The organism is Ruegeria sp. AF8 (assembly GCF_056541825.1).
Genome location: NZ_JBQFYW010000017.1, coordinates 63871 through 84230, shown reverse-complemented (window position 1 = coordinate 84230; position 20360 = coordinate 63871). Strand labels below are relative to the sequence as shown.

General features: G+C 57.9%; 18 protein-coding genes. 9 read left to right on the top strand and 9 right to left on the bottom strand.

Annotated features, from left to right (window positions below; all coding sequences use genetic code 11):
- Window positions 1–224 precede the first annotated feature (224 nt).
- A complete protein-coding gene (locus tag ACR0AO_RS20350) occupies window positions 225–2159 on the top strand; it encodes a caspase family protein (RefSeq protein WP_480607762.1) in 1935 nt (644 codons plus the stop codon).
- Between the two features lie 31 nt (window positions 2160–2190).
- On the opposite strand, the gene ACR0AO_RS20345 is transcribed toward ACR0AO_RS20350, so the two are convergent.
- The 6 genes from ACR0AO_RS20345 to ugpB form a co-directional block, all read right to left on the bottom strand.
- On the bottom strand, window positions 2191–3075 hold the full coding sequence (locus tag ACR0AO_RS20345; protein WP_480607759.1) for an HAD-IIA family hydrolase: 885 nt from the start codon (window positions 3073–3075) through the stop codon (window positions 2191–2193).
- Entirely contained in the window at window positions 3072–4034 is a 963-nt protein-coding gene (locus ACR0AO_RS20340; protein WP_480607757.1) for a glycerophosphodiester phosphodiesterase family protein, read from the bottom strand. The genes ACR0AO_RS20345 and ACR0AO_RS20340 overlap by 4 nt, the downstream gene beginning before the upstream one ends.
- Window positions 4031–5089, bottom strand: a complete 1059-nt coding sequence (locus ACR0AO_RS20335; RefSeq protein WP_480607754.1) for a sn-glycerol-3-phosphate import ATP-binding protein UgpC — start codon at window positions 5087–5089, stop codon at window positions 4031–4033. Before ACR0AO_RS20335 ends, ACR0AO_RS20340 begins: the two co-directional genes overlap by 4 nt.
- A 9-nt stretch (window positions 5090–5098) precedes the next feature.
- Entirely contained in the window at window positions 5099–5950 is an 852-nt protein-coding gene (gene ugpE / locus ACR0AO_RS20330; RefSeq protein WP_480607751.1) for a sn-glycerol-3-phosphate ABC transporter permease UgpE, read from the bottom strand.
- Window positions 5950–6831: a sn-glycerol-3-phosphate ABC transporter permease UgpA gene (gene ugpA / locus ACR0AO_RS20325; RefSeq protein ID WP_480607748.1), complete on the bottom strand. Its 882-nt coding sequence runs from the start codon at window positions 6829–6831 to the stop codon at window positions 5950–5952. The genes ugpE and ugpA overlap by 1 nt, the downstream gene beginning before the upstream one ends.
- A gap of 68 nt (window positions 6832–6899) precedes the next feature.
- Window positions 6900–8201 (bottom strand): sn-glycerol-3-phosphate ABC transporter substrate-binding protein UgpB, encoded by a 1302-nt coding sequence (gene ugpB, locus ACR0AO_RS20320; protein ID WP_480607746.1) that lies wholly within the window; start codon window positions 8199–8201, stop codon window positions 6900–6902.
- Window positions 8202–8333: 132 nt separating this feature from the next.
- Here ugpB and ACR0AO_RS20315 point away from each other — a divergent pair, with 132 nt between their 5' ends.
- Window positions 8334–9233: a LysR substrate-binding domain-containing protein gene (locus ACR0AO_RS20315; protein WP_480607743.1), complete on the top strand. Its 900-nt coding sequence runs from the start codon at window positions 8334–8336 to the stop codon at window positions 9231–9233.
- Between the two features lie 52 nt (window positions 9234–9285).
- Here ACR0AO_RS20315 and ACR0AO_RS20310 read toward each other — a convergent pair whose 3' ends face one another.
- Window positions 9286–9933: a response regulator gene (locus ACR0AO_RS20310; protein ID WP_480607741.1), complete on the bottom strand. Its 648-nt coding sequence runs from the start codon at window positions 9931–9933 to the stop codon at window positions 9286–9288.
- A complete protein-coding gene (locus ACR0AO_RS20305) occupies window positions 9930–11318 on the bottom strand; it encodes a sensor histidine kinase (RefSeq protein ID WP_480607738.1) in 1389 nt (462 codons plus the stop codon). Before ACR0AO_RS20305 ends, ACR0AO_RS20310 begins: the two co-directional genes overlap by 4 nt.
- Before the next feature lie 369 nt (window positions 11319–11687).
- Between ACR0AO_RS20305 and ACR0AO_RS20300 the strand changes: the two genes are divergently transcribed.
- From ACR0AO_RS20300 to ACR0AO_RS20275, 6 genes are all read left to right on the top strand, one after another.
- Window positions 11688–13274: an ABC transporter substrate-binding protein gene (locus tag ACR0AO_RS20300; RefSeq protein ID WP_480607735.1), complete on the top strand. Its 1587-nt coding sequence runs from the start codon at window positions 11688–11690 to the stop codon at window positions 13272–13274.
- Window positions 13275–13342: 68 nt separating this feature from the next.
- Window positions 13343–14440 (top strand): M24 family metallopeptidase, encoded by a 1098-nt coding sequence (locus ACR0AO_RS20295; protein WP_480607732.1) that lies wholly within the window; start codon window positions 13343–13345, stop codon window positions 14438–14440.
- Window positions 14440–15447 carry an ABC transporter permease subunit gene (locus ACR0AO_RS20290; protein ID WP_480607729.1) on the top strand — a complete coding sequence of 336 codons (1008 nt, stop codon included), beginning with the start codon at window positions 14440–14442 and terminating at the stop codon, window positions 15445–15447. The genes ACR0AO_RS20295 and ACR0AO_RS20290 overlap by 1 nt, the downstream gene beginning before the upstream one ends.
- The gene (locus ACR0AO_RS20285; protein ID WP_480607727.1) at window positions 15447–16352 is read left to right on the top strand and encodes an ABC transporter permease subunit; all 906 of its coding nucleotides are present in this window, start codon (window positions 15447–15449) and stop codon (window positions 16350–16352) included. Before ACR0AO_RS20290 ends, ACR0AO_RS20285 begins: the two co-directional genes overlap by 1 nt.
- 4 nt (window positions 16353–16356) lie before the next feature.
- Window positions 16357–17331, top strand: a complete 975-nt coding sequence (locus ACR0AO_RS20280) for an ABC transporter ATP-binding protein (protein ID WP_480607724.1) — start codon at window positions 16357–16359, stop codon at window positions 17329–17331.
- A complete protein-coding gene (locus ACR0AO_RS20275; protein WP_480607722.1) occupies window positions 17331–18284 on the top strand; it encodes a dipeptide ABC transporter ATP-binding protein in 954 nt (317 codons plus the stop codon). Before ACR0AO_RS20280 ends, ACR0AO_RS20275 begins: the two co-directional genes overlap by 1 nt.
- Window positions 18285–18292: 8 nt before the next feature.
- Here ACR0AO_RS20275 and ACR0AO_RS20270 read toward each other — a convergent pair whose 3' ends face one another.
- The gene (locus tag ACR0AO_RS20270; RefSeq protein WP_480607719.1) at window positions 18293–18964 is read right to left on the bottom strand and encodes a GntR family transcriptional regulator; all 672 of its coding nucleotides are present in this window, start codon (window positions 18962–18964) and stop codon (window positions 18293–18295) included.
- Between the two features lie 401 nt (window positions 18965–19365).
- Here ACR0AO_RS20270 and cysK point away from each other — a divergent pair, with 401 nt between their 5' ends.
- Complete coding sequence (gene cysK / locus ACR0AO_RS20265; RefSeq protein WP_480607715.1) at window positions 19366–20352, top strand: cysteine synthase A; 987 nt, start codon at window positions 19366–19368, stop codon at window positions 20350–20352.
- Window positions 20353–20360: the final 8 nt, after the last annotated feature.

Sequence of the window (20360 nt, the reverse complement as noted above, 5' to 3'; positions counted from 1 at the left end):
CATTCTCAATCCGGCTTGAGTTGAATGTGGCCCAGTCTAAAAACAGATCAGGGATCGGCCATCCTTTGATCATGACATCATCAGCGACGCGAGCAAAGAACTCCTCAAAGCGGACCTTGTCAGCCCTCGACATCAACAGGTAGAACAGTCATGGTCGCAACCGGCAGAGCCGCATTCGGCCTGCCGCGCGCTATTGGTTGGAAGACTGCCGGAGCAAAGATCCCGTGATCTCTATTCGCACGTTCGCGACTATTGTTTTTGTAATGTTGAGCGCTTGTGCGGCGCTGGCGGAAAAACGCGTAGCCCTGGTTATCGGCAATTCTGCGTACGAAGCCGTCGGTCAACTGGACAATCCAATCAATGACGCATCGGATCTAAGCATTGCGCTGGAAGGGCTGGGGTTTCAGGTCTTTCTTGGAACGGACCTCGACCAGAACGAGATGATGGCTTTGGCGGAATCATTCGGTGCGGCGGCAGAGGATTCCGATGTTTCGCTCCTTTTCTATGCCGGTCACGGTTTTCAGGTGGACGGCCGCAACTATCTGTTGCCCGTCGACACCAGGGTCTCGTCGATCGGTGATGTCGTCTCGCAGACAGTCGCCATAGACGAGTTCATCACGCGCATGGAGAAGTCGAAGGGAATTCGTTTGATCTTTCTCGACGCCTGCCGCAACAACCCGTTCGAAGATGCCGGTGTTGATCTGGGGGGCGATGGGCTGGCCCGTGTCGGCAGTGCGGCCGATTTTCTTTTCGCCTATGCGACACAGCCGGACAACGTTGCGTATGACGGCACCGGGCGGAACAGCTTTTTCACCGAGGCGATACTAAGCCATATCTACACGCCGGGGCAGGATATTTCCGACCTGCTGATTTCAGTTCGCAAGGATGTTCTGGCATCGACAGGCGGTCGGCAGATTCCGTGGGACAATTCTTCGATGACCCGCCAGTTCAGGTTTGACAACAGCCCGGTAACGGCGTCCGAGGAAACCCTGCTTTGGCAGGTCGCGGCCAACGCCCAGGACCCCGCGCTTATGCAGCTTTACATTGATCGCTATCCCCAGGGTTCATACGCTGGCGAGGTTGTGGCGTTTCTGGATCAGGCAGGGCAGCAGGGAACGCAAACCCGCGCCCTTTCCGTAGAGGATCAGGATGCGCAGGCCGAGAGGCTGTGGAAACTGGCCCAGCGCAGCCGGATGCGGCCGTTGCTGGAATTCTACATCGAACAATACCCGGATGGCTCTCATGCGGATCAGGCCAGGCGTCTGATTCAGTCGATCCCTCGCCCCGAGGATTCAAGCCCCGGCGGAATCTGCGAGCGGCTGGCGACACATCCGCGCGACAGCACGGCCAGCATCCCCGGCGTTCCGTTCAGCAGATTGCAAAAGAACGCGATGACCGCGATTCAGGCGTGCAGCGCCGCAACCGTGCAATCTCCGAATTTGCCGCACTATGTCGCGCTGCTGGCCCGAGCAACCATTGCCAGCGGCGACGTGGACCGCGCGGTCACTCTTTACAAACAGGCTGCCGAGCGTGGCGATTTGCGGGCGATGGTATCGCTGGCGCAACTCTATGAAAGCGGTACCGGCGTGGATCAAAGCACGGATCGGGCGCTGGAGTTGTATGAGCGCGCGGTCGCGGGCGGCAGTTTTGACGCGATGATCAATCTGGCCGTGGTCTTGTTCCAGGGTCAGATTGTTATGAAAGACGAACAGCGGGCGATATCCCTGCTGCAAAGTGCGGCAGACGGAGGCGCCGCCAAGGCGACTTTCAATCTGGGTGTGTTGGCGCAGGACGGGATCGTGGGGATTCCGCCGCAGGCGCTCGGCTATTTCCTGAAATCTGCGCGTGAGGGCGAATATCAGGGTTTTCTGGCTGCCGCTATTCTGTTGGACGAGGGCCGGGGCGTGCCACGAAATCCCGCGCAAGCTGCCCGCACTTTGTTGCGCGGAGCTGTGGAGGATGATGGAACCATCATCCAGCAATTGACCCAGGCATCCGACCAGTGGACGCGGGACACACTTATGGAAGTACAAAAGCTGCTGCAAACAGCCGGACTATATAGCAGTGTGATTGACGGGCTGCCGGGGCCGAACTTTACTTCGGCGCTGCAAAGCTGGCGCGGTGGTGGGTTCGATCCTCTGATCCTCGCAAAAAACTAATTGCGCGGTGACCCTTGAGTTCCGGTTCCGATCAGATCCGCTCCAACTGCCAGTTTGCGTGAATGCCGCAGTTGTGGTTCAGCGCATTCGTGTCCTGTCCGGCAAACAGACCGTCACGGGTCACCAGGACCGATTTCCAGCCCTGTGCGGCCGCCCCAAGAATGTCGGTGTGGGGGGAATCTCCACACATGATGATCCGTTCCGGCGGGATGCCGGGCAGAGTGCGGGCGACAAGGCGGTAGACGTCCGGAAAGGGTTTGCCGAAAAACTTTGCCATGTGATGTCCCAGATCGACCAGACGATGCCCATAATATCCCGGCTCAAGCGACAGGTGGTTGCCACGGGGCGCGACAATATCCGCATTCGCAATGATCAACGGGCGGGGATTTGCCAGCAGGGAGGCCTCGAGTAGCGACTGACGTTTCTCGGACCAGTTGGCAGTGGACAAAAAGACGATGCCCCCGGATCGGTCATAGGCCGACGCATCATCGTTCAATCTGGCGGTCGGAACAGTGAAATCCAGCGCCGCATCGTCGTCGGCCGCGATGAGCCCCCACAAGCGATTATCGAGATGGGGAAAGATTGCGTCGCGACTGGTAACTATTTCATTGTCTTTCAAAGACAGGCCGAGATTGTGGAATTTACGAACCGTGTGCGCCTTGCCGTAACTTGCCGCGTTGGACAGGACACGGATGGCACACCCGCTCCGGCGCAGCTGCTCCAACCGCCGGTCGGCGCCAGGGATCAGGGTGTTCCCCACGTTGAGGACGCCAAAAGCGTCAAAGACGAAGGCATCGGCATGATCCCGAATATCAAGAAGAGACGTGATTGACCGAGCGACGCTGCGGTTCGGAATGTTTGGCAGGCGCGGGCGGATTTCCTCGTACCTGTCAAATGCAGCTTGAGACGAGTTCATGCTTGTGCCGCGCCCCGGATATCATCCAGCCAGGTGTATCCGCGCGCTGTCAGGCGGCGCTGAACCCGGCCCGGATAGTCCGTTACGATGGCATCGACGCCGAGGTCGATCATCTGATCGATATCTTCCGGTTCGTTTACGGTCCACACCGCAACGCAAAGCCCAAGCGCACGGGCGCGCGCGATGGCCGTGGCGGTGATATCCGGAAAGCGCGGGCACCAGAACTGGCCACCGGCACGGAATACCAAGTCGGGCACGCTATCTGCGCCACCGCTCAGATCCGGGCCGACCGATTTCGAGGAGTCCTCGCCAATCTCGTCGTCGTTGACGGGCAGTTCGGACAGGTACGAAGTCGGCATGTCTGGTGCCTGTCGGCGGCACTCCTCCAACAGACCCCAGTCAAAACTGTGCAGGATCGTGCGGTCCACCAGCCGGGCATTGCGAATGTCGGCGACGACTGCGACGACCAGATCCTTGCGCCGCTTGCTGTTATTCAGAATTTCGGGATCCGATTTGATTTCAAGCATCAAGTGAACATCCCCGTTTCCGGGCCTGTTCACGAGTTCGAACAACTCGCTCAAACGCGGGATGCGCGTATCGTACAAAAACGCCTGATCGGGAAAACGCCGACCATATTCGCTGCGGCCATCCAGCCCACCTACGTCATAGCGTGACAGTTCGGCCATGGTAAGCGATGACACCTTGCGTTCTTCACCGCACAGCCACCGATCATTTTCGTCGCGGACCATGGCATTGCTAAGGCGGTGATTGTGCGTGATCACCGGCACCCGATCCCGACTGATCGCAACATCGAACTCCAAAAGCCTGACACCGCAGGAAAGTGCAAACTCAAAGCCTGCCAACGTGTTTTCCGGCAAGACGCCGCGTGCCCCCCGGTGTCCGATGATGCGGATGGTGCGGGCACCACCCGAAAACGCCTTGATCTGTGGAAACTTCATCCGGTTCGCAGCCGTTTTTCGGTTGCGGGGTCAAACAGGTGAACCAGCCCGGGATTGATCGAGAAGTGCCGTGTCGTTCCCTGTTCGATGGTGATATGCCCCGGAACCGATGCAATCAGATCCTGATCTGTGTCCTGCAGGCGACCATGCAACAAAGTGTTGGCGCCAAGTTGTTCCAGCAGGTCCACTTCCAGGGCTATCGGCCCCTCTGCATCCGGAATCAGGTGTTCGGGACGCAGACCCATGATCGCCTCGCCGGAAAACGGATTCTCCAGGGGCACGGCCACGCCGTTTGGCAATGTGGCCGACCCGCCATCTGTCCTGACGCTGACGAAATTCATCGCGGGACTGCCGATGAAACCGGCGACAAAAACAGATGCCGGGGCATCGTAAAGTTCGATTGGCGTCCCGAACTGTTCCACATACCCGCCATTCAGAACCATGAGCCTGTCACCCAATGTCATGGCCTCGACCTGATCATGGGTCACATAGATCGAGGTGACACCAAGACGCTGTTGCAGCTTGCGGATTTCCAGGCGCATCTGCACCCGCAACTTGGCGTCCAGGTTTGACAGCGGTTCATCGAACAAAAATACCTGCGGGTCACGGACAATGGCCCGGCCCATGGCGACGCGTTGCCGCTGGCCACCCGACAGCTGTCGCGGCTTACGGTCAAGGTATTGGCGGATTTCCAGAATGTCGGCGACGCTTTCAACACGGCGGTTGATTTCGTCCTTAGGCAATTTGCGGATTTTCAAGCCGTAAGAGATGTTGTCGCGCACCGACATGTGCGGGTACAGAGCGTAGTTCTGGAACACCATCGCGATATCCCGCTGCGCCGGTTCCAGGTCATTCACGCGCCGGTCGCCAATGCGGATTTCGCCGGAAGTGACAGTTTCAAGCCCCGCAACCATGCGCAAAAGAGTGGACTTGCCGCAACCCGAGGGGCCGACGATGACAATGAACTCGCCATCAGCTATCTCGCCATCGACATGGTGCAGAACTTCGGTCGGCCCATAGGATTTGACGAGGTCTTTGAGATGAATTTCAGCCATAGGGGCGCCTTATTTGTCAGTTTCCGTCAAGCCCTGGACAAAGAGCTTTTGCATCGCGATGACGACGACGATCGGCGGGATCATCGCCAATAGGGCGGTCATCATGATGATGTTCCAAAGAGGGGTTTGTTCGGCTGCTTCGAGCATCTGCTTGATCGACATCACGATGGTGGTCATTGAAGTATCGGTCGTGATCAGCAGCGGCCACAAATACTGGTTCCAGCCGAAAATGAACAGGATCACGAACAGCGCGGCGATATTCGTGCGCGACATCGGCAGCAGGATGTCCCAGAAAAACCGCATTGGGCCGGCTCCATCAACTCGTGCACTTTCAAGCAGCTCGTCGGGGACTGTCAGAAACACCTGCCGGAACATGAACGTCGCCGTTGCCGACGCGATCAGCGGGATCGACAGGCCCCAATAGCTGTTCAGCATTCCGAGGTTGGCGACCACCTCGAACGTGGGAAGGATGCGCACCTCGACGGGCAGCATCAGGGTGATAAAGATCAGCCAGAAACTCAGCATACGGAACGGAAATTTGAAATAGACAATGGCAAAGGCCGACAAAAGCGAGATCGCGATTTTGCCGATTGCGATCATCAGGGCCATTGCAAGGCTGTTGAGCAGCATCAGCCAGACCGGAGCGATTTCGGTTCCGCGCAGACCAGCGCCGAACAGTGTCTGTTTCAGATTTTGCCAGAAATAGCCGCCGGGGAGCAGGGGCAGCGGTGCCTGGCTCATCCGTAGCTCGCTATGGGTCGCGGCCACGAATGTGATCCAGACCGGCAGCGCCACTGCGGCAACCCCCAGGATCAGAACCACGTGGGTCAGCGTATCGGTTACAGGGCGGTTCTCGATCATCAGTATTCCACCTTTCGTTCGACATAGCGGAACTGGATGACAGTCATGGCGATGACGAGGGCCATCAGGATGACCGACTGCGCAGCCGAACCCCCGAGATCAAGACCGACAAAGCCGTCATTGAACACTTTGTAGACGAGGATCGTGGTCGATGTGCCGGGACCGCCTTGGGTAACCGCATGTATGATTCCAAAGGTCTCAAAAAAAGCGTAGACCATGTTGATCACAAGCAGGAAAAACGTTGTGGGCGAGATCAGCGGGAAGACGATTGTCCAGAACCGGCGCGACGGCCCCGCGCCATCCATGGCCGCGGCTTCGATCACGCTGTTGGGGATCGATTGCATCGCCGCAAGGTAGAACAGAAAGTTATAGGCCACCTGTTTCCAGGCCGCCGCCAGAATGACCAATAGCATGGCCTGGCCACCACTCAGATAGTGGTTCCATTCGATACCCAGAAAATCGAGGAAATAAGGGAAAATTCCCAGTGTGGGGTTGAACATGAACACCCAAAGCGCGCCGGCAAGAACGGGCGCCACGGCATATGGCCAGATTAGCATCGTGCGATAGAATAGTGCACCACGCAGAACACGTTGCGCAAAACCGGCCAGAAATAGGGCAAAAACCATCGACAGGGCAGTCACCGCCAGAGAGAAATAGGCGGTCCGCCAGAATGTGGCGATATATCCCTTGTCGGACCACAAAACCCCGTAGTTTTCAAACCATACGAACTCGGTGCCCAGACCAAACGCATCCTGGATCAGAAAAGACTGGTACACAGCCTGACTGGCCGGCCAGATAAAGAACACCAAGGTGATGACCAGTTGGGGCGCCACAAGAAGATAGGGCAGGGGCGAGGTCGGAAAATGCACACGTTTGAGCATGGTCGTCTCCGGAAATCATCAGGCCCCACGCGCCGACAGCAAACGCGGGGCCGATGTTACGATGAGGATCAGTTCGCCGTCCGCTCGAATTTGCGCAGCAGGTCGTTACCGCGTTCAACGGCCGTGCCCAGGGCTTCGGTTGCGGTTTTGTTTCCGGCCCAGACTTCCTCCATCTCTTCGTTGATCACATCCCGGACCTGAACGAAATTGCCGAACCGCAGCCCGCGGCTGTTCGGCGTCGGCGTATTCAGGCTGAGTTGTTGGATTGCCGTGTCCGTGCCCGGATTTGAATCATAAAACCCCTGTTCCTTCGACAGCACATAGGCGGCCGTTGTGATCGGGACATACCCGGTTTCCTGATGCCACCAGGCCTGAACCTCGGGCGAAGACAGATAGGTCAGGAATTTGGCGACGCCGGGATATTCGGCCTCGTCCCGCCCGCTGAGCACCCACAGGGTCGCGCCCCCAATGATCGAGTTTTGCGGCGCATCGGCGATCGAGGTGTCGAGCGGCAGCATGGTCTGACCGAATTCGAACTCGGCCTGCGACTTGATCGAACCATAATAGGCCGACGAGTTCATCCACATGCCACATTCGCCATTCGTGAACATCGGAAGGCTGTCGCCCCGGCGGCCACCGTAGACAAACAGGTTGCCGTCCGACATCGCGGCAATGTCATCCAGACGCGCCGCAATCTTGTCGTTGTCAAAGGTGAATTCGGTGTCGAATCCCGCAAAACCGTTTTCCTCGGTGCCGATCGGCATGTTGTGCCAGGCCGAGAAATTCTCGATCATCACCCAGGATTGCCAGCCAAAGGAGAAACCGCATTTCATGCCGCTGTCCACCAGCTTCTGGGCCGATGCCTTGACCTCTTCCCAGGTTGCGGGAACATCGGCGCCCGCAGCTTCTAGCGCGTCCTTGTTGTACCACAGAACCGGCGTCGAGCTGTTGAACGGCATCGACAAAAGCTCGCCTTCGGGCGTCTGATAGTAGGACACAACCGCTGGCAGGAACGCCTCGCCGTCGAAAGGTTCGTTGGCATCCTTCATGAGCTGTTCGACGGGGTAAACCGCACCCTCCGCCGCCATCATCGTTGCGGTGCCGACCTCGAACACCTGAACGATGGCCGGGTGTTCCTTGGCGCGGAAAGCCGCAATCGCTGCGGTCATGGTTTCGGTGTAATTACCCTTGTAGACAGGAACGATCTTGTAATCGCCCTGGGTCGCGTTGAAATCCTCGGCGATCTTGTTGACGCGCTCGCCATTGGTTCCGCCCATTGCGTGCCACCACTGAATCTCGGTCTGAGCCAGCGCGGTCGTCGCCATCGCCATCGCGACAGAGGACGCAAAAAAGATGGATTTGACAGACATTTGTTACCTCCCACTGCGTATGTGTGAGTCAGCATTCGAGCAACCATGAGAATAATGCAAGCAAAAGTTTTTTGACAAATAATATAACAAAACATTATTCACGAGAAATCGGTTTCTAACCTCGGTGGGCATATGAAGTTCAAACTCAGGCAACTTGAGGCGTTTCAGGCCGTCGCGCAGACTGGTTCGATGACCCGAGCGGCGCAAAGGCTGGAGATATCCCAGCCCGCTGTCAGCCGGTTGCTGTCCGACTTTTCCAGAACCGTCGCGGTGGAACTTTTCATCCGCGAAAGCGGCAGGCTGGTGCCCACCAGCGAGGCGCGGTACCTGCTGTCCGAAGTCGGGCGCATTTTTGACAGCCTGCGTCATCTGGAAGATCTCAATCGGGACCTGTCGGAACGAACCGCCGGCCATATCAGAATTGCGTGCTTGCCCGGTTTCGCCACCAGTCACCTGCCTGCGGTGCTGGCAGATTTCCTTGAGGAAAGGCCCGGCGTGACGGTGACGCTGGAACCGGACCGGCCGGAGCGCATCCTCGAATGGATAGTCGGTGAGCAATATGACTGCGGTATCACGGATGGATTCACCGGACATCCCACCGTCGAAAGTGAAGACATCATGATCCGCACGGTTTGCGTTATTCCCAAAGGACATCCACTGGCCGACAGGGAAGTCATTAACCCTATGGATCTGCGAGCCGAAAAGATCATCCACACCCGCCGGGACAGCAACTTTTTTGGCCATCTGTCGTCGGCTTTCGCCGAGTATGGATCACTAATAAATTCATGGATCGAGGTTCGCCAGTTCACCACCGCCTGCATGATCGTCAACCAGGGGCAGGGGATTTCCGTCGTCTCCGCTCTGGATGCCGAGCCGTTTCGTGGAAAAGGGCTGGAAATACGGGAGTTCGAACCCAAAGTCCCTCATCGGCTTTCGATCCTCAAACCAATTGCGGGGAGCAGATCACTGCTGGCGCTGGATTTTCTGGACGCTTTTGCAGAAAGTCTGGCGCCCTATGAATGTGCCGGATAGTGCCGCACGCAAGATCGGAATGGCGAGTTTGTGTCAGGCGTCAACGATCATGTCAGAGGTTTCCCCAATGGCTTTGTGCCAATAGGGCGGCTTCGGTACGATTGCGGACCTGCAATTTTTGCAGGATCGCAGTCATGTAATGCTTGACGGTTTTTTCCTGAAGCTGCAGCGCAAGCCCCACTTCCTTGTTGCTTTTTCCCTCTGAAACCAGCCGCAAGATATCCTCTTCCCGCTTTGACAAAGTGCCAATTGGATTGATTTGCTCGACCGGCGGACGCGGTCTGTTCATTCGGGTCAGAACCTTTGCCGCCAGGGACGGCGCGACATAGCTGCGGCCCGCAACCAGGTCCGTCAGAATACGGATCAATTCACGTGAACCGACCCCTTTGAGCACATAACCCGCCGCGCCGGCAGAAAGGGCCGCCAGTATGGAATCGTCGTCCTCGGATACGGTCAGCATTGCCACCAGCGCCTTGTGTTCACTTTTGATAATCTCAGTCAGAGCCCACTGACCGCCATCCGGCATGGATAGATCCAGCAGAACCAGATCGGGCTTCAGGCGCTCGGTCATTTCAACGGCCTCCTGCCCGGTTGCGGCTTGGCCAACGACTTCGAAGCCCTCGCTTTCATCCAGTGTACGGGCAACTCCATCCCGAAACAGAGGGTGATCATCAGCCAATACGACACGTGTTCTTGTCATCGGTGATCTCCTGTCTCAAGCATCATTTCGATTTCGCTGCCGCCGCCTCTTCGATTGGACGCCCGAAAAGTACCGCCAAGGCTTTCGACACGGTCGCGCAAGCCGCTAAGGCCAAGGCCAAGACGCGGGCCGCCTGGCCCGAACCCGGCGCCACGGTCCCGAACGGCGAGCGAAAGTGTCCGGTTGTCGCTTGTCATTTCGACCAACATTCCGCTTCCACCGCCATGGCGTGAAGCGTTGTTCAGACCTTCCTGAACAAAGCGATAGATACAGATCCGCTCTGCGGGTGAGGCGTTGAATGTGTCACCGTCGCAATCGACGGTGACGGTCTGTTCCGTTCGGCTTTCATGGGCGTTGACGGCCTTTTCGACAACATCGCATAGCCGGATGTCGGCGATGTCGGGAAGCGACAGGCCCTGCGAAATGAACCTAACCTCGTCCATGGCCTGCTTCAGCGCGTCATTGACGCCATCCAGTTCGGCCAGCGCGGCCGCGCCGGTTTGCTTTTCGCGCAGATCGTCGAGACGCAGTGTTGCGAACGCGAGGTATTGTGCCGGACCGTCATGCAAGTCGGCGCCGATCTGGCGCAGCGCATGTTCCGTGCTGGCCGCCGATCTTGCCGCCGCTTCCTGCACGCGCCGCCGCAGGTCAAGATTTCGCGCTGACAGCGCGCGCAGGTCCCGGAACTGGGCGTCCAGCCCGGCCCGTTGACGTTCGATCGTGCGGCTGCCGCGGCGCACGATCAGATATAGTGCCGCTCCGATGGCGGATATGACGCCGACCACCGTCGCCCAGGCTGTCTGGCGCGCAGCGATAAGATCGTTGCGCAACTGGGGGTTGGCTTCATAGATTTCCGCCACCGCGATGACTTCACCGGTCCAGACCTCATGAATTGGCGAATAGACTTCCAGCAACGGGATGCCAAGCGCGCTCTCTCCTTCGGCCTCCTCATCCCCGACTTCCTCGAATTCGCCGCTCACCTGTCCTTGCCAGGCTGCTTTCAAGGGTGCGCTGACTTCAAAGACGCGATTGATCAGGCTTCGATCGGACGCCTCTACAATACGCCCGCCCTTCTTCCAGATTTTATAGGAAACGATGCGTTCACCCAAAGGCGTGTTGTTGAAAATCTCGTCCAGAGCAATCTGTGCGTTTTCAGACAGTTCATCGCTCTCCGCAAGCTGCTGTGAGATCGGGGAAACGAAACTCTCCATGTAAAGTGCGGTTGAATTGGCGGTATTGCGGACGACACTTTCCTCGATCCGATGCGTGACGATGGCGCCGACGATGAGGGCTGCAACACACAGAACCACTCCGCCGGCAAGGCCAAACTGGGTGGCCAATGACATCCGCTGCCATATCGCCGCGTATCGCCCGAAAATCTTCATGTTTCCATATTCCCCAGCAAACCGGACAAGAAAAGAGACTTTGGTCCGAGTTTGGGACCGATAGTGGTTCACAGACGATCCGCCGAAGCGGGTTTCATTTTGCCGTGATTCCCTTTGGTCCGACGCCACTCGCGCTTGGGACCCGACAACATTCGACCCATTCAAAGGATCGATTTGAAATTTTCGGTCCCCCAGTCTTGACGGCGGGCCGCTTCTGTTGCGCGGAACGGAATTCCGAACGAATGAGGTTGATATTGGATGCAATATAATAAAAACAACATACAGTTTCCCTGTCAGCGCATTTGTCAGGGAAGTTGCATGAATTCTGATGCGCTGAAGCGATCAGAAATAAGAACAAGGGAGTAGATAATGAAATTCAGGATATTGGCCGCAACGGCGGCAACCGCATTGATGACGACGCCGGCTTTGGCGGCTGGCACACTTGTCTATTGTTCGGAAGGGTCGCCGGAAGGCTTTGACCCGGCGCTGTTCACCGCCGGCACCACGTTCGACGCCTCGTCACATCCCCTCTATAACCGGTTGATGGAATTCGAGACCGGCACCACCAACGTGATTCCGGGACTGGCGGAAAGCGTTGAAGCAAGCGACGACGGGCTCGAATACACCTTCACGCTGCGCAAAGGTGTCAAGTTTCATTCGAATGACGAATTCACCCCGTCGCGCGACTTCAATGCCGACGACGTGATTTTCACTTTTGAACGCCAGCGGCAAGAGGACCACCCATTCAACAAGGTAAACGGCGGGACCTGGGAGTATTTCAACGGCATGGGTATGCCGGAACTGGTGAAATCGGTCGAAAAGGTTGACGACTATACGGTCAAGTTCACCCTGAATAACCCCGAGGCTCCTTTTGTCGCCAACATGGCGATGGACTTTGCCTCGATCCTGTCGGCCGAATATGCGCAGGCCATGATGGACGCGGGTACACCCGAGAAGATCAACACCGATCCGATCGGTACCGGCCCGTTCGAAATGGTGGCTTATCAGAAAGACGCCGTGATCCGCTATCAGGCCAACGAAGACTATTGGCGTGGCAAGGCGGACGTCGATCAGCTGATCTTTGCGATCACCCCTGACGCTTCGGTTCGTTATCAGAAGCTTAAGGCTGGTGAATGTCACGTAATGCCGTATCCGAACCCGGCTGACATTCAGGCGATGAAGGACGATCCGGCCATCAACATGATGGAGCAGGAAGGTCTGAACGTCGGCTATCTGGCCTACAACACCACCATGGAACCCTTCGACAACCCGAAGGTCCGCAAGGCGCTGAACATGGCCATCGACAAGAACGCGATCATCGACGTGGTGTTCCAGGGCTCGGGGCAGGCCGCCAAGAACCCGATTCCGCCCACGATGTGGAGCTACAACGAAGCCATCGTGGACGACGCCTATGATCCCGAAGCTGCCAAGGCCGCTTTGGAAGCCGAAGGCGTCACCGACCTGAGCATGAAGGTCTGGGCAATGCCGGTGCAGCGCCCGTACAACCCGAACGCCCGCCGCATGGCCGAATTGATCCAGGCCGATTTTGCCAAGGTTGGCGTGGATGTCGAGATCGTGTCCTACGAATGGGGTGAATATCTGTCGCGCTCGCGTGAACTGAACCGTGACGGTGCCATTCTTCTGGGTTGGACCGGCGATAACGGCGATCCGGACAATTTCCTGGCCGTTCTGCTGGGATGTAGCGGTGTCGAAGCGTCGAACCGCGCTCAGTGGTGCCACGAGCCGTTCGAGGAACTGATCCAGAAGGCCAAGCAGTCGACAGACGTTGCCGAGCGCACCAAACTGTACGAAGAGGCGCAGGTCGTCTTCAAAGAGCAGGCGCCCTGGGCCACCATCGCGCATTCAGTGGTATTCATGCCGATGCTGAACAACGTCAAGGGCTATAAAGTCCATCCGCTGGGCGGTCACATCTTCTATGGCGTGAGCGTCGAGTAAGTTCTCATCTTCGGACCGGGGCCACCTTGAGTGGCCCCGGTTCTTTTTTGTCTGGGGAGACAGATACAATGGCCGACCGTTTTGCCCAATATCGCCAGATTGCCCGAGATCTGGACGTGGATGCAGTGGCGCTGGTGCCCGGACCGAACTTTACCCGTGCATTGGGGCAAAGCTTCATGAGCCATGAGCGCCCGTTCGTGGTTATCATCCCGGCCGAAGGTGCGCCCGCCGCGATTGTTCCAAATCTTGAACTGGCCAGTTGGGCAAAGGTCGGATTCGAGGGTGCGGTGTTCGACTGGCGCGACCAGACCGGATATTCAGACGCTTTTGCCGCACTGGCCGCGCATCTGCCGCTGAAACGGCTGGCTGTCGAAGGTCAGGTCATGCGTGTTTTTGTCCATCACGCGCTGAAACAGGCTTACGGAGAGCTGCAATTGATCGATGCGGAAGGTGAAATATCCGGCCTGAGGATGATCAAGACTCCCGAAGATATCGCCGCACTGGAGGACGCGATTGCCATATCCGAACGTGCCTTGCACCGGGTTCTGGAAAACGTGCGCAGCGGTCAGACCGAAAAACAGATAGAAGCCGCCCTGATCCACGCGCTGTTCACCGAGGGCGCAGAGGGCATGGCGTTTTCACCAATTGTCGCCGCGGGCGAGAATTCGGCGATGCCGCATGCCCACGCGCGCGAAGGCTACCGGATACAGGCAGGGGACGCGCTGATGTTCGATTTCGGTGCCCGCAAGCATGGTTTTGCCGCCGACATAACCAGAACGGTATTTGTGGAAGAGGTTTCCGACGAAGGCCGCGACGTTTACAATACGGTACTCGCCGCCAACGTGAAGGGGCTCGAAGTGACCCGTGCCGGCGTGACAGCGCATCAGATCGACGATGCGGTGATCGGCGTGCTGGAGGCGTCGCCCTATGCCGACCGCATCCGCACCAAGACCGGCCACGGGCTGGGCCGGGATGTGCACGAGGCACCCTACATCATGCGTGGCAATCATGCCGTTTTACCCGCGGGCACGGTCTATACCAACGAACCGGGCCTCTATGCGTTGGGCAAATTTGGTGTCAGGATCGAAGACGACGTGCTGATCACCGAAGATGGCTATCGCAGCCTGACAACCTTTCCAAAAGACCTCATGGTCGTGGGACACTGATGCTACGCTACTTGTTATCGAGACTGGGAACGTTTCTGCCGACATTCATCGGTGTGACGTTCATTTCCTTCATGTTCATCCGGGTTCTGCCGGGTGACCCAATCATCGTCATGGCCGGCGAACGTGGCATGACCGAGGAACGCTATCAGGAGATGGTGGAAAAGCTGGGTTTCGACAAACCCGTCTGGCAGCAATACGTCGATTATCTGTGGGGCGTGATGCACGGCAATCTGGGCGAGAGTTTCGTGACCAAAAAGCCGGTTTGGGACGAGTTCTTCTCGCTGTTCCCGGCGACTTTGGAACTTTCTCTCTGCGCCATGATCTTCGCGGTTCTACTGGGGCTGCCCGCCGGCGTGATCGCCGCCGTGAACCGGGGCAAGTTCTTTGACAGGATGCTCATGTCATCGGCACTGGTCGGGTATTCCATGCCGATTTTCTGGTGGGCATTGCTGCTGATTATCGTGTTTTCCGGCAATCTGGGCTGGACACCGGTGTCGGGGCGCATTGATCTGATCTACTGGTTCGATGACGTCACCGGCTTCATGCTGATCGACAGTCTGCTTTCCGGGCAGGCGGGCGCGTTCAAATCGGCCGTGCGGCACCTAATCCTGCCGACAATCGTTCTGGGCACCATCCCGCTTGCGGTGATCGCGCGCCAGACACGGTCGGCAATGCTGGAGGTGCTGGGGGAAGATTATATCCGCACTGCTCGCGCCAAGGGGTTGAGCCCTGCGCGGATCAACGGCCTGCACGCGCTGCGCAATGCTCTGATCCCGGTGATCACTGTGATTGGCCTGTCGGTGGGCACCTTGCTGGCAGGTGCGATTCTGACCGAAACGATCTTCAGTTGGCCGGGTATCGGCAAATGGATGGTCGACAGCATATTCCGTCGCGACTACCCCGTCGTACAGGGCGGCCTTTTGCTGATCGCCACCATCGTGATGATCGTAAACCTCATCGTCGACGTGCTCTATGGCGTGATCAACCCGAAGATCAGGAAACGGTAATGGCGGACCAAGCAATTCAAACCCCCACAGTCAGCCCTGCACGCCCCAGTGCGTTGCGTGAGTTCTGGTATTACTTCCGCGAAAACCGCGGTGCCGTGATCGGGCTGTGGTTTTTTGCGGCCTTCGTTCTGTGTGCGGCGTTGGCACCATGGCTTGCGCCCTACGATCCCACGGAACAGTTCCGTGACCATATATTGCAGCCCCCGGCATGGTCCGAAGGCGGTAGCTGGGCCTTTCCGCTGGGCACCGACCCTCTGGGCCGGGATATGCTGTCGCGCCTGATCGCCGGATCGCGATATTCCTTCTTTGTGGGAATCGTCGTGGTGACCGTGGCCGCCTCGGGCGGGATCATCGTCGGGCTACTCTCGGGTTTTGCGCCCAAAACGGTCGATACGCTGATCATGCGGATCATGGACATCATTTTGGCCTTCCCCTCGCTGCTTTTGGCGCTGGTGCTGGTGGCCATCCTCGGTCCATCGCTGACCAACGCAATGATTGCCATCGCCATCGTGTTCCAGCCCCACTATGTGCGCCTGACCCGTGCACAGGTGCTGGCCGAGCGGCAAAAAGACTATGTGACATCGGCGCGGGTTGCGGGGGCAGGGCTGCCACGGCTGATGTTCATCACCGTGCTGCCCAACTGCCTTGCGCCGATCATCGTGCAGGCGGCACTGTCGTTTTCGACCGCGATCCTTGACGCGGCCGCCCTGGGCTTCCTCGGTATGGGCGCACAACCGCCCACGCCGGAATGGGGCACCATGCTGGCCGAGGCCCGAGAATTCATCCTTCGCGCGTGGTGGGTGGTGACCTTTCCCGGTCTTGCTATCCTTGTGACCGTGCTGGCCATCAACTTGATGGGCGACGGCCTGCGCGACGCGCTCGACCCGAAACTGAAGCGGAGCTGATGACATGAGCCTGTTGCGCATCCGCAATCTTTCCGTAGATTTTGCCACTTCCTCGGGCCAGTTCAGGGCCGTGGACGGGATGAATCTGACACTCGACAAGCGTGAAATTCTGGCCATCGTCGGCGAAAGCGGCTCGGGCAAATCCGTATCGATGCTGGCCCTGATGGGGCTTTTGCCCTGGACGGCGACCATCACCGCTGACGAAATGACGTTCGAGGGCCTGGATCTGCGCGACATGTCCGCCCGCGACCGTCGCAAGATCGTGGGTAAAGATCTGGCAATGATCTTTCAGGAGCCGATGTCCTCGCTCAACCCCTGCTTTACCGTAGGGTTCCAGATCAAGGAGGCGCTGCGTATCCATCTGGGCCTGGATCGCAAGGCGCGGCATAAACGGGCGATCGAGCTGTTCGAGCAAGTGGGCATTCCCGCGCCCGAAGGCCGCCTGAACGTGTTCCCGCACCAGATGTCCGGTGGCATGAACCAGCGGGTGATGATCGCAATGGCGATTGCCTGCCGGCCCAAGTTGCTAATCGCGGATGAACCGACAACCGCGCTGGACGTGACCATTCAGGCCCAGATCCTTGATCTGCTGGTATCTTTGCGCGACGAGACCGGCATGGGACTGGTGCTGATCACCCATGATATGGGGGTGGTGGCCGAAACGGCCGAACGGGTGCAGGTGCAATATGCCGGTCAGAAGGTCGAGGAACAGCCCGTGCGGGATTTGTTCCGCCATCCCTATCATCCCTACACCGCAGCACTTCTGGCGGCGCTCCCCGAACGGGCCACGTCCAAATTTCTGCCGTCGATCCCGGGCGTGGTACCCGGTCAGTTCGATCGGCCCAAAGGATGCCTTTTTGCGCCGCGCTGCCAGTATGCCGATGAAAAATGCAATACCGTGCCGCCCGTTGCCAATGGGCCCGAGCTTGGCCGCGCCTTGTGCCACTATGCCCTGACCGGCCGGAAGGAGACCGCCTGATGACCGCCCCAATCGTCAAAGCCGAAGGTCTCGCAAGATTCTATGAGGTCAAGGAAGGGTTCCTGTCAAAGGCGAAAACCGTCCGCGCTCTGGCAGGTGTCGACTTCGAACTGGAAGCAGGCAAGACGCTGGCCGTCGTCGGCGAATCCGGCTGCGGAAAATCAACGCTGGCGCGCCTGGTGACGATGATCGAAGAACCTACTGCAGGTCGGCTGACCATCGATGGCAAGGAAGTAACCCCCGCCGTATGGTCGGGACTGCGTGAAGCGGTGCAGATCGTATTTCAGAACCCCTATGGTTCGCTTAATCCGCGCCAGAAGATCGGAACCATCCTGATGGAGCCTCTGGTCATCAACCGCCCCGACATCTCCGCCGCAGAGCGTGAGGCGAAGGCACGAGAGATGATGACTCTGGTGGGGTTGCGCCCGGAACATTTCGACCGGTTCCCGCACATGTTTTCCGGCGGGCAGCGGCAGCGCATCGCCATCGCACGCGCATTGATGCTGGATCCGCGCATCCTGGTTCTGGACGAACCCGTTTCTGCGCTGGATGTCTCGATCCAGAGCCAGATCCTGAACTTGCTGGTAGAATTGCAGGAGCGGCTGAATCTTGCCTACCTGTTCATCTCGCATGATTTATCGGTGGTGAAACACTTCGCCGATGACGTGATCGTCATGTACCTGGGTCGTGCCGTCGAAAAGGCCAGCAAGGAAGATCTGTTCGCCGCACCCAGACACCCTTACTCCAAAGCGCTATTGTCGACCACCCCCCGTGCGGATCCCGAAGCGAAGAAAGACCGGATCAAGCTGGAGGGTGAATTGCCCTCACCGATGAATGTTCCACCCGGGTGCGCTTTTGCGCCGCGTTGCTGGAAGGCAACCGAGGCGTGCAGGGCAAAAGCGCCGCAGATGGAGGGTGACGCGCATCAAGTGGCCTGTTTCCATCCCTTGTAGGGACAACTTCAGCCCTTGGTGAAATTCTCAAGTTGCTCTGCCAGCGATTTTTTGGCTGCGAGGATATGCGCCGCCGTCAGCTGGGCGGCGGCATCCGCGTCGCCACGCTGACAGGCATCCAAAATGCCCTCATGCTCGCGGGTCGCGCGAGAAAATCCATTGCTGAGAACCATCTGCGCCCTCAGAAATCGATCGATCCTATCCATCGAGTTGCCGATGACGCTCAGGTGATAGGGCAGGTTGCTCGCTTTATAAAGCGTCGCATGAAAGCGTCTGTTGAGGTCGCCGAATTCCATCGCGTCCCGGGTCTGATGGAACCGGGCCAGGAATGACCGTGCCTCATCCAGAACGTGATCCGTCATGTTCGGCACGGCTTTGCGGATGACCTCGGATTCCAGGAGCGCCCGGAATTCGAAGATTTCGCCGGCCTCCTCCAGCGACATACCGGCAACGACCGCGCCACGATAGCGTTCGGTTTTGACCAGACCCTGCTGCTCCAGCATGGTCAACGCCTCGCGCACGGGAATGCGGCTGGTGTTGAACATCCTGGCAATTTCGTCCTGACGCAATGGTTCCCCGTCTTTCAGAGATCCATCGATAATCGCTTTGCGAATTGCATTGCAAACGATTGTCGCCGTTGATGCAGTCTTGCCGATATCAACTGTAGGAATTTTAGCCATTGCTCGTTTATTTAGGGCCTCCGGAATACCCATCGCGCATTTTCAGAAGCACCTATAAGAAGTCGATTTTAAATTGCATATAATATTTTTGTTTTAGTTTCAGCAATTTTTTGTGTGCAGCGCCATTGCAAGAGACGCAGAACGCGCCTGGCATCCTCTGGCGTGATCACATATCGCCAGAGCGACAATTGCCCATCGGCAACTCAACCTGACTCCAGGACAGTGAGATTGACCTTGTGGCAGTCATCCACAATTTTCGCTCCACGCTGCACGCTACCCGGCCAGCGGGTCATCGGGCGGCGCTCCGCAAGAGGCATGCAGTTTTAGGCCTGATGGACTCCTTGCCTGAACTGTCTATGGTCAGGATTAGTCCAGTTCGCCACTTACCGAGGAGATAAGAAATGGATACACAACCCGTCACGGTTCAACTCGACAAACCCGGTCGTGGCCGTATCTACGGTTCGATTCTTGAGACAATCGGTAACACACCCCTTGTACGGTTGGGCCGACTGGCCGAAGAGGCCGGATGCCGGGCCGAGGTTCTGGTCAAGCTCGAATGCTTCAACCCCATTTCCAGCGTCAAAGACCGGATCGCCGTGGCAATGCTGGAAGCGATGGAAGCGGACGGCACCATCGGACCCGGAAGCGTTATTGTCGAACCGACGTCAGGGAACACCGGCATCGGGCTTGCATTTGCCTGTGCCGCCAAAGGGTATCGCTGCATCCTGACCATGCCGGACAGCTTTTCAATTGAGCGGCGCAAAATAATGAAGTTCTTTGGCGCGGAACTCGCGCTGACCCCGCGCGAGAAAGGGATCAATGGCGCCATAGAAAAAGCCAATGAAATCATCGCGGAAACCGAAGGCGCGGTCATGCCCTGGCAATTCGGAAATCCCGCCAATCCCGACATCCACCGTCGCACCACCGCGGAAGAGATCTGGGAGGATACCGGAGGTGCGGTGGATGTGGTGATCATGGGCGTAGGCACCGGCGGTACATTGACTGGTGTTGGACAGGTTCTCAAGGCCCGCAATCCTGACATCAGGATAATGGCGATCGAACCCGAACTCAGCCAGGTATTGTCCGGCGGCACGCATTCACCCCACATGATTCAAGGTATCGGTGCCGGTTTCGTACCCGATGTCCTGGAGACAGAACTGATCGACGAAATCCTATTGGCAAGCAATGACGAAGCGATGGAGACTGCCCGGCGCGCGGCGCGCCTTGAGGGTATACCAGCGGGAATTTCATCGGGCGCGGCGCTGGCCTGTGCATTGCGGGTCGCGGCGCGCGAAGACATGCAGGGAAAGACGGTGGTCACTGTGCTCCCGAGCGCTTCGGAACGTTACATCTCAACGGCTTTGTTCGATGGGTTGGGAGAGGATTGACCGGAACA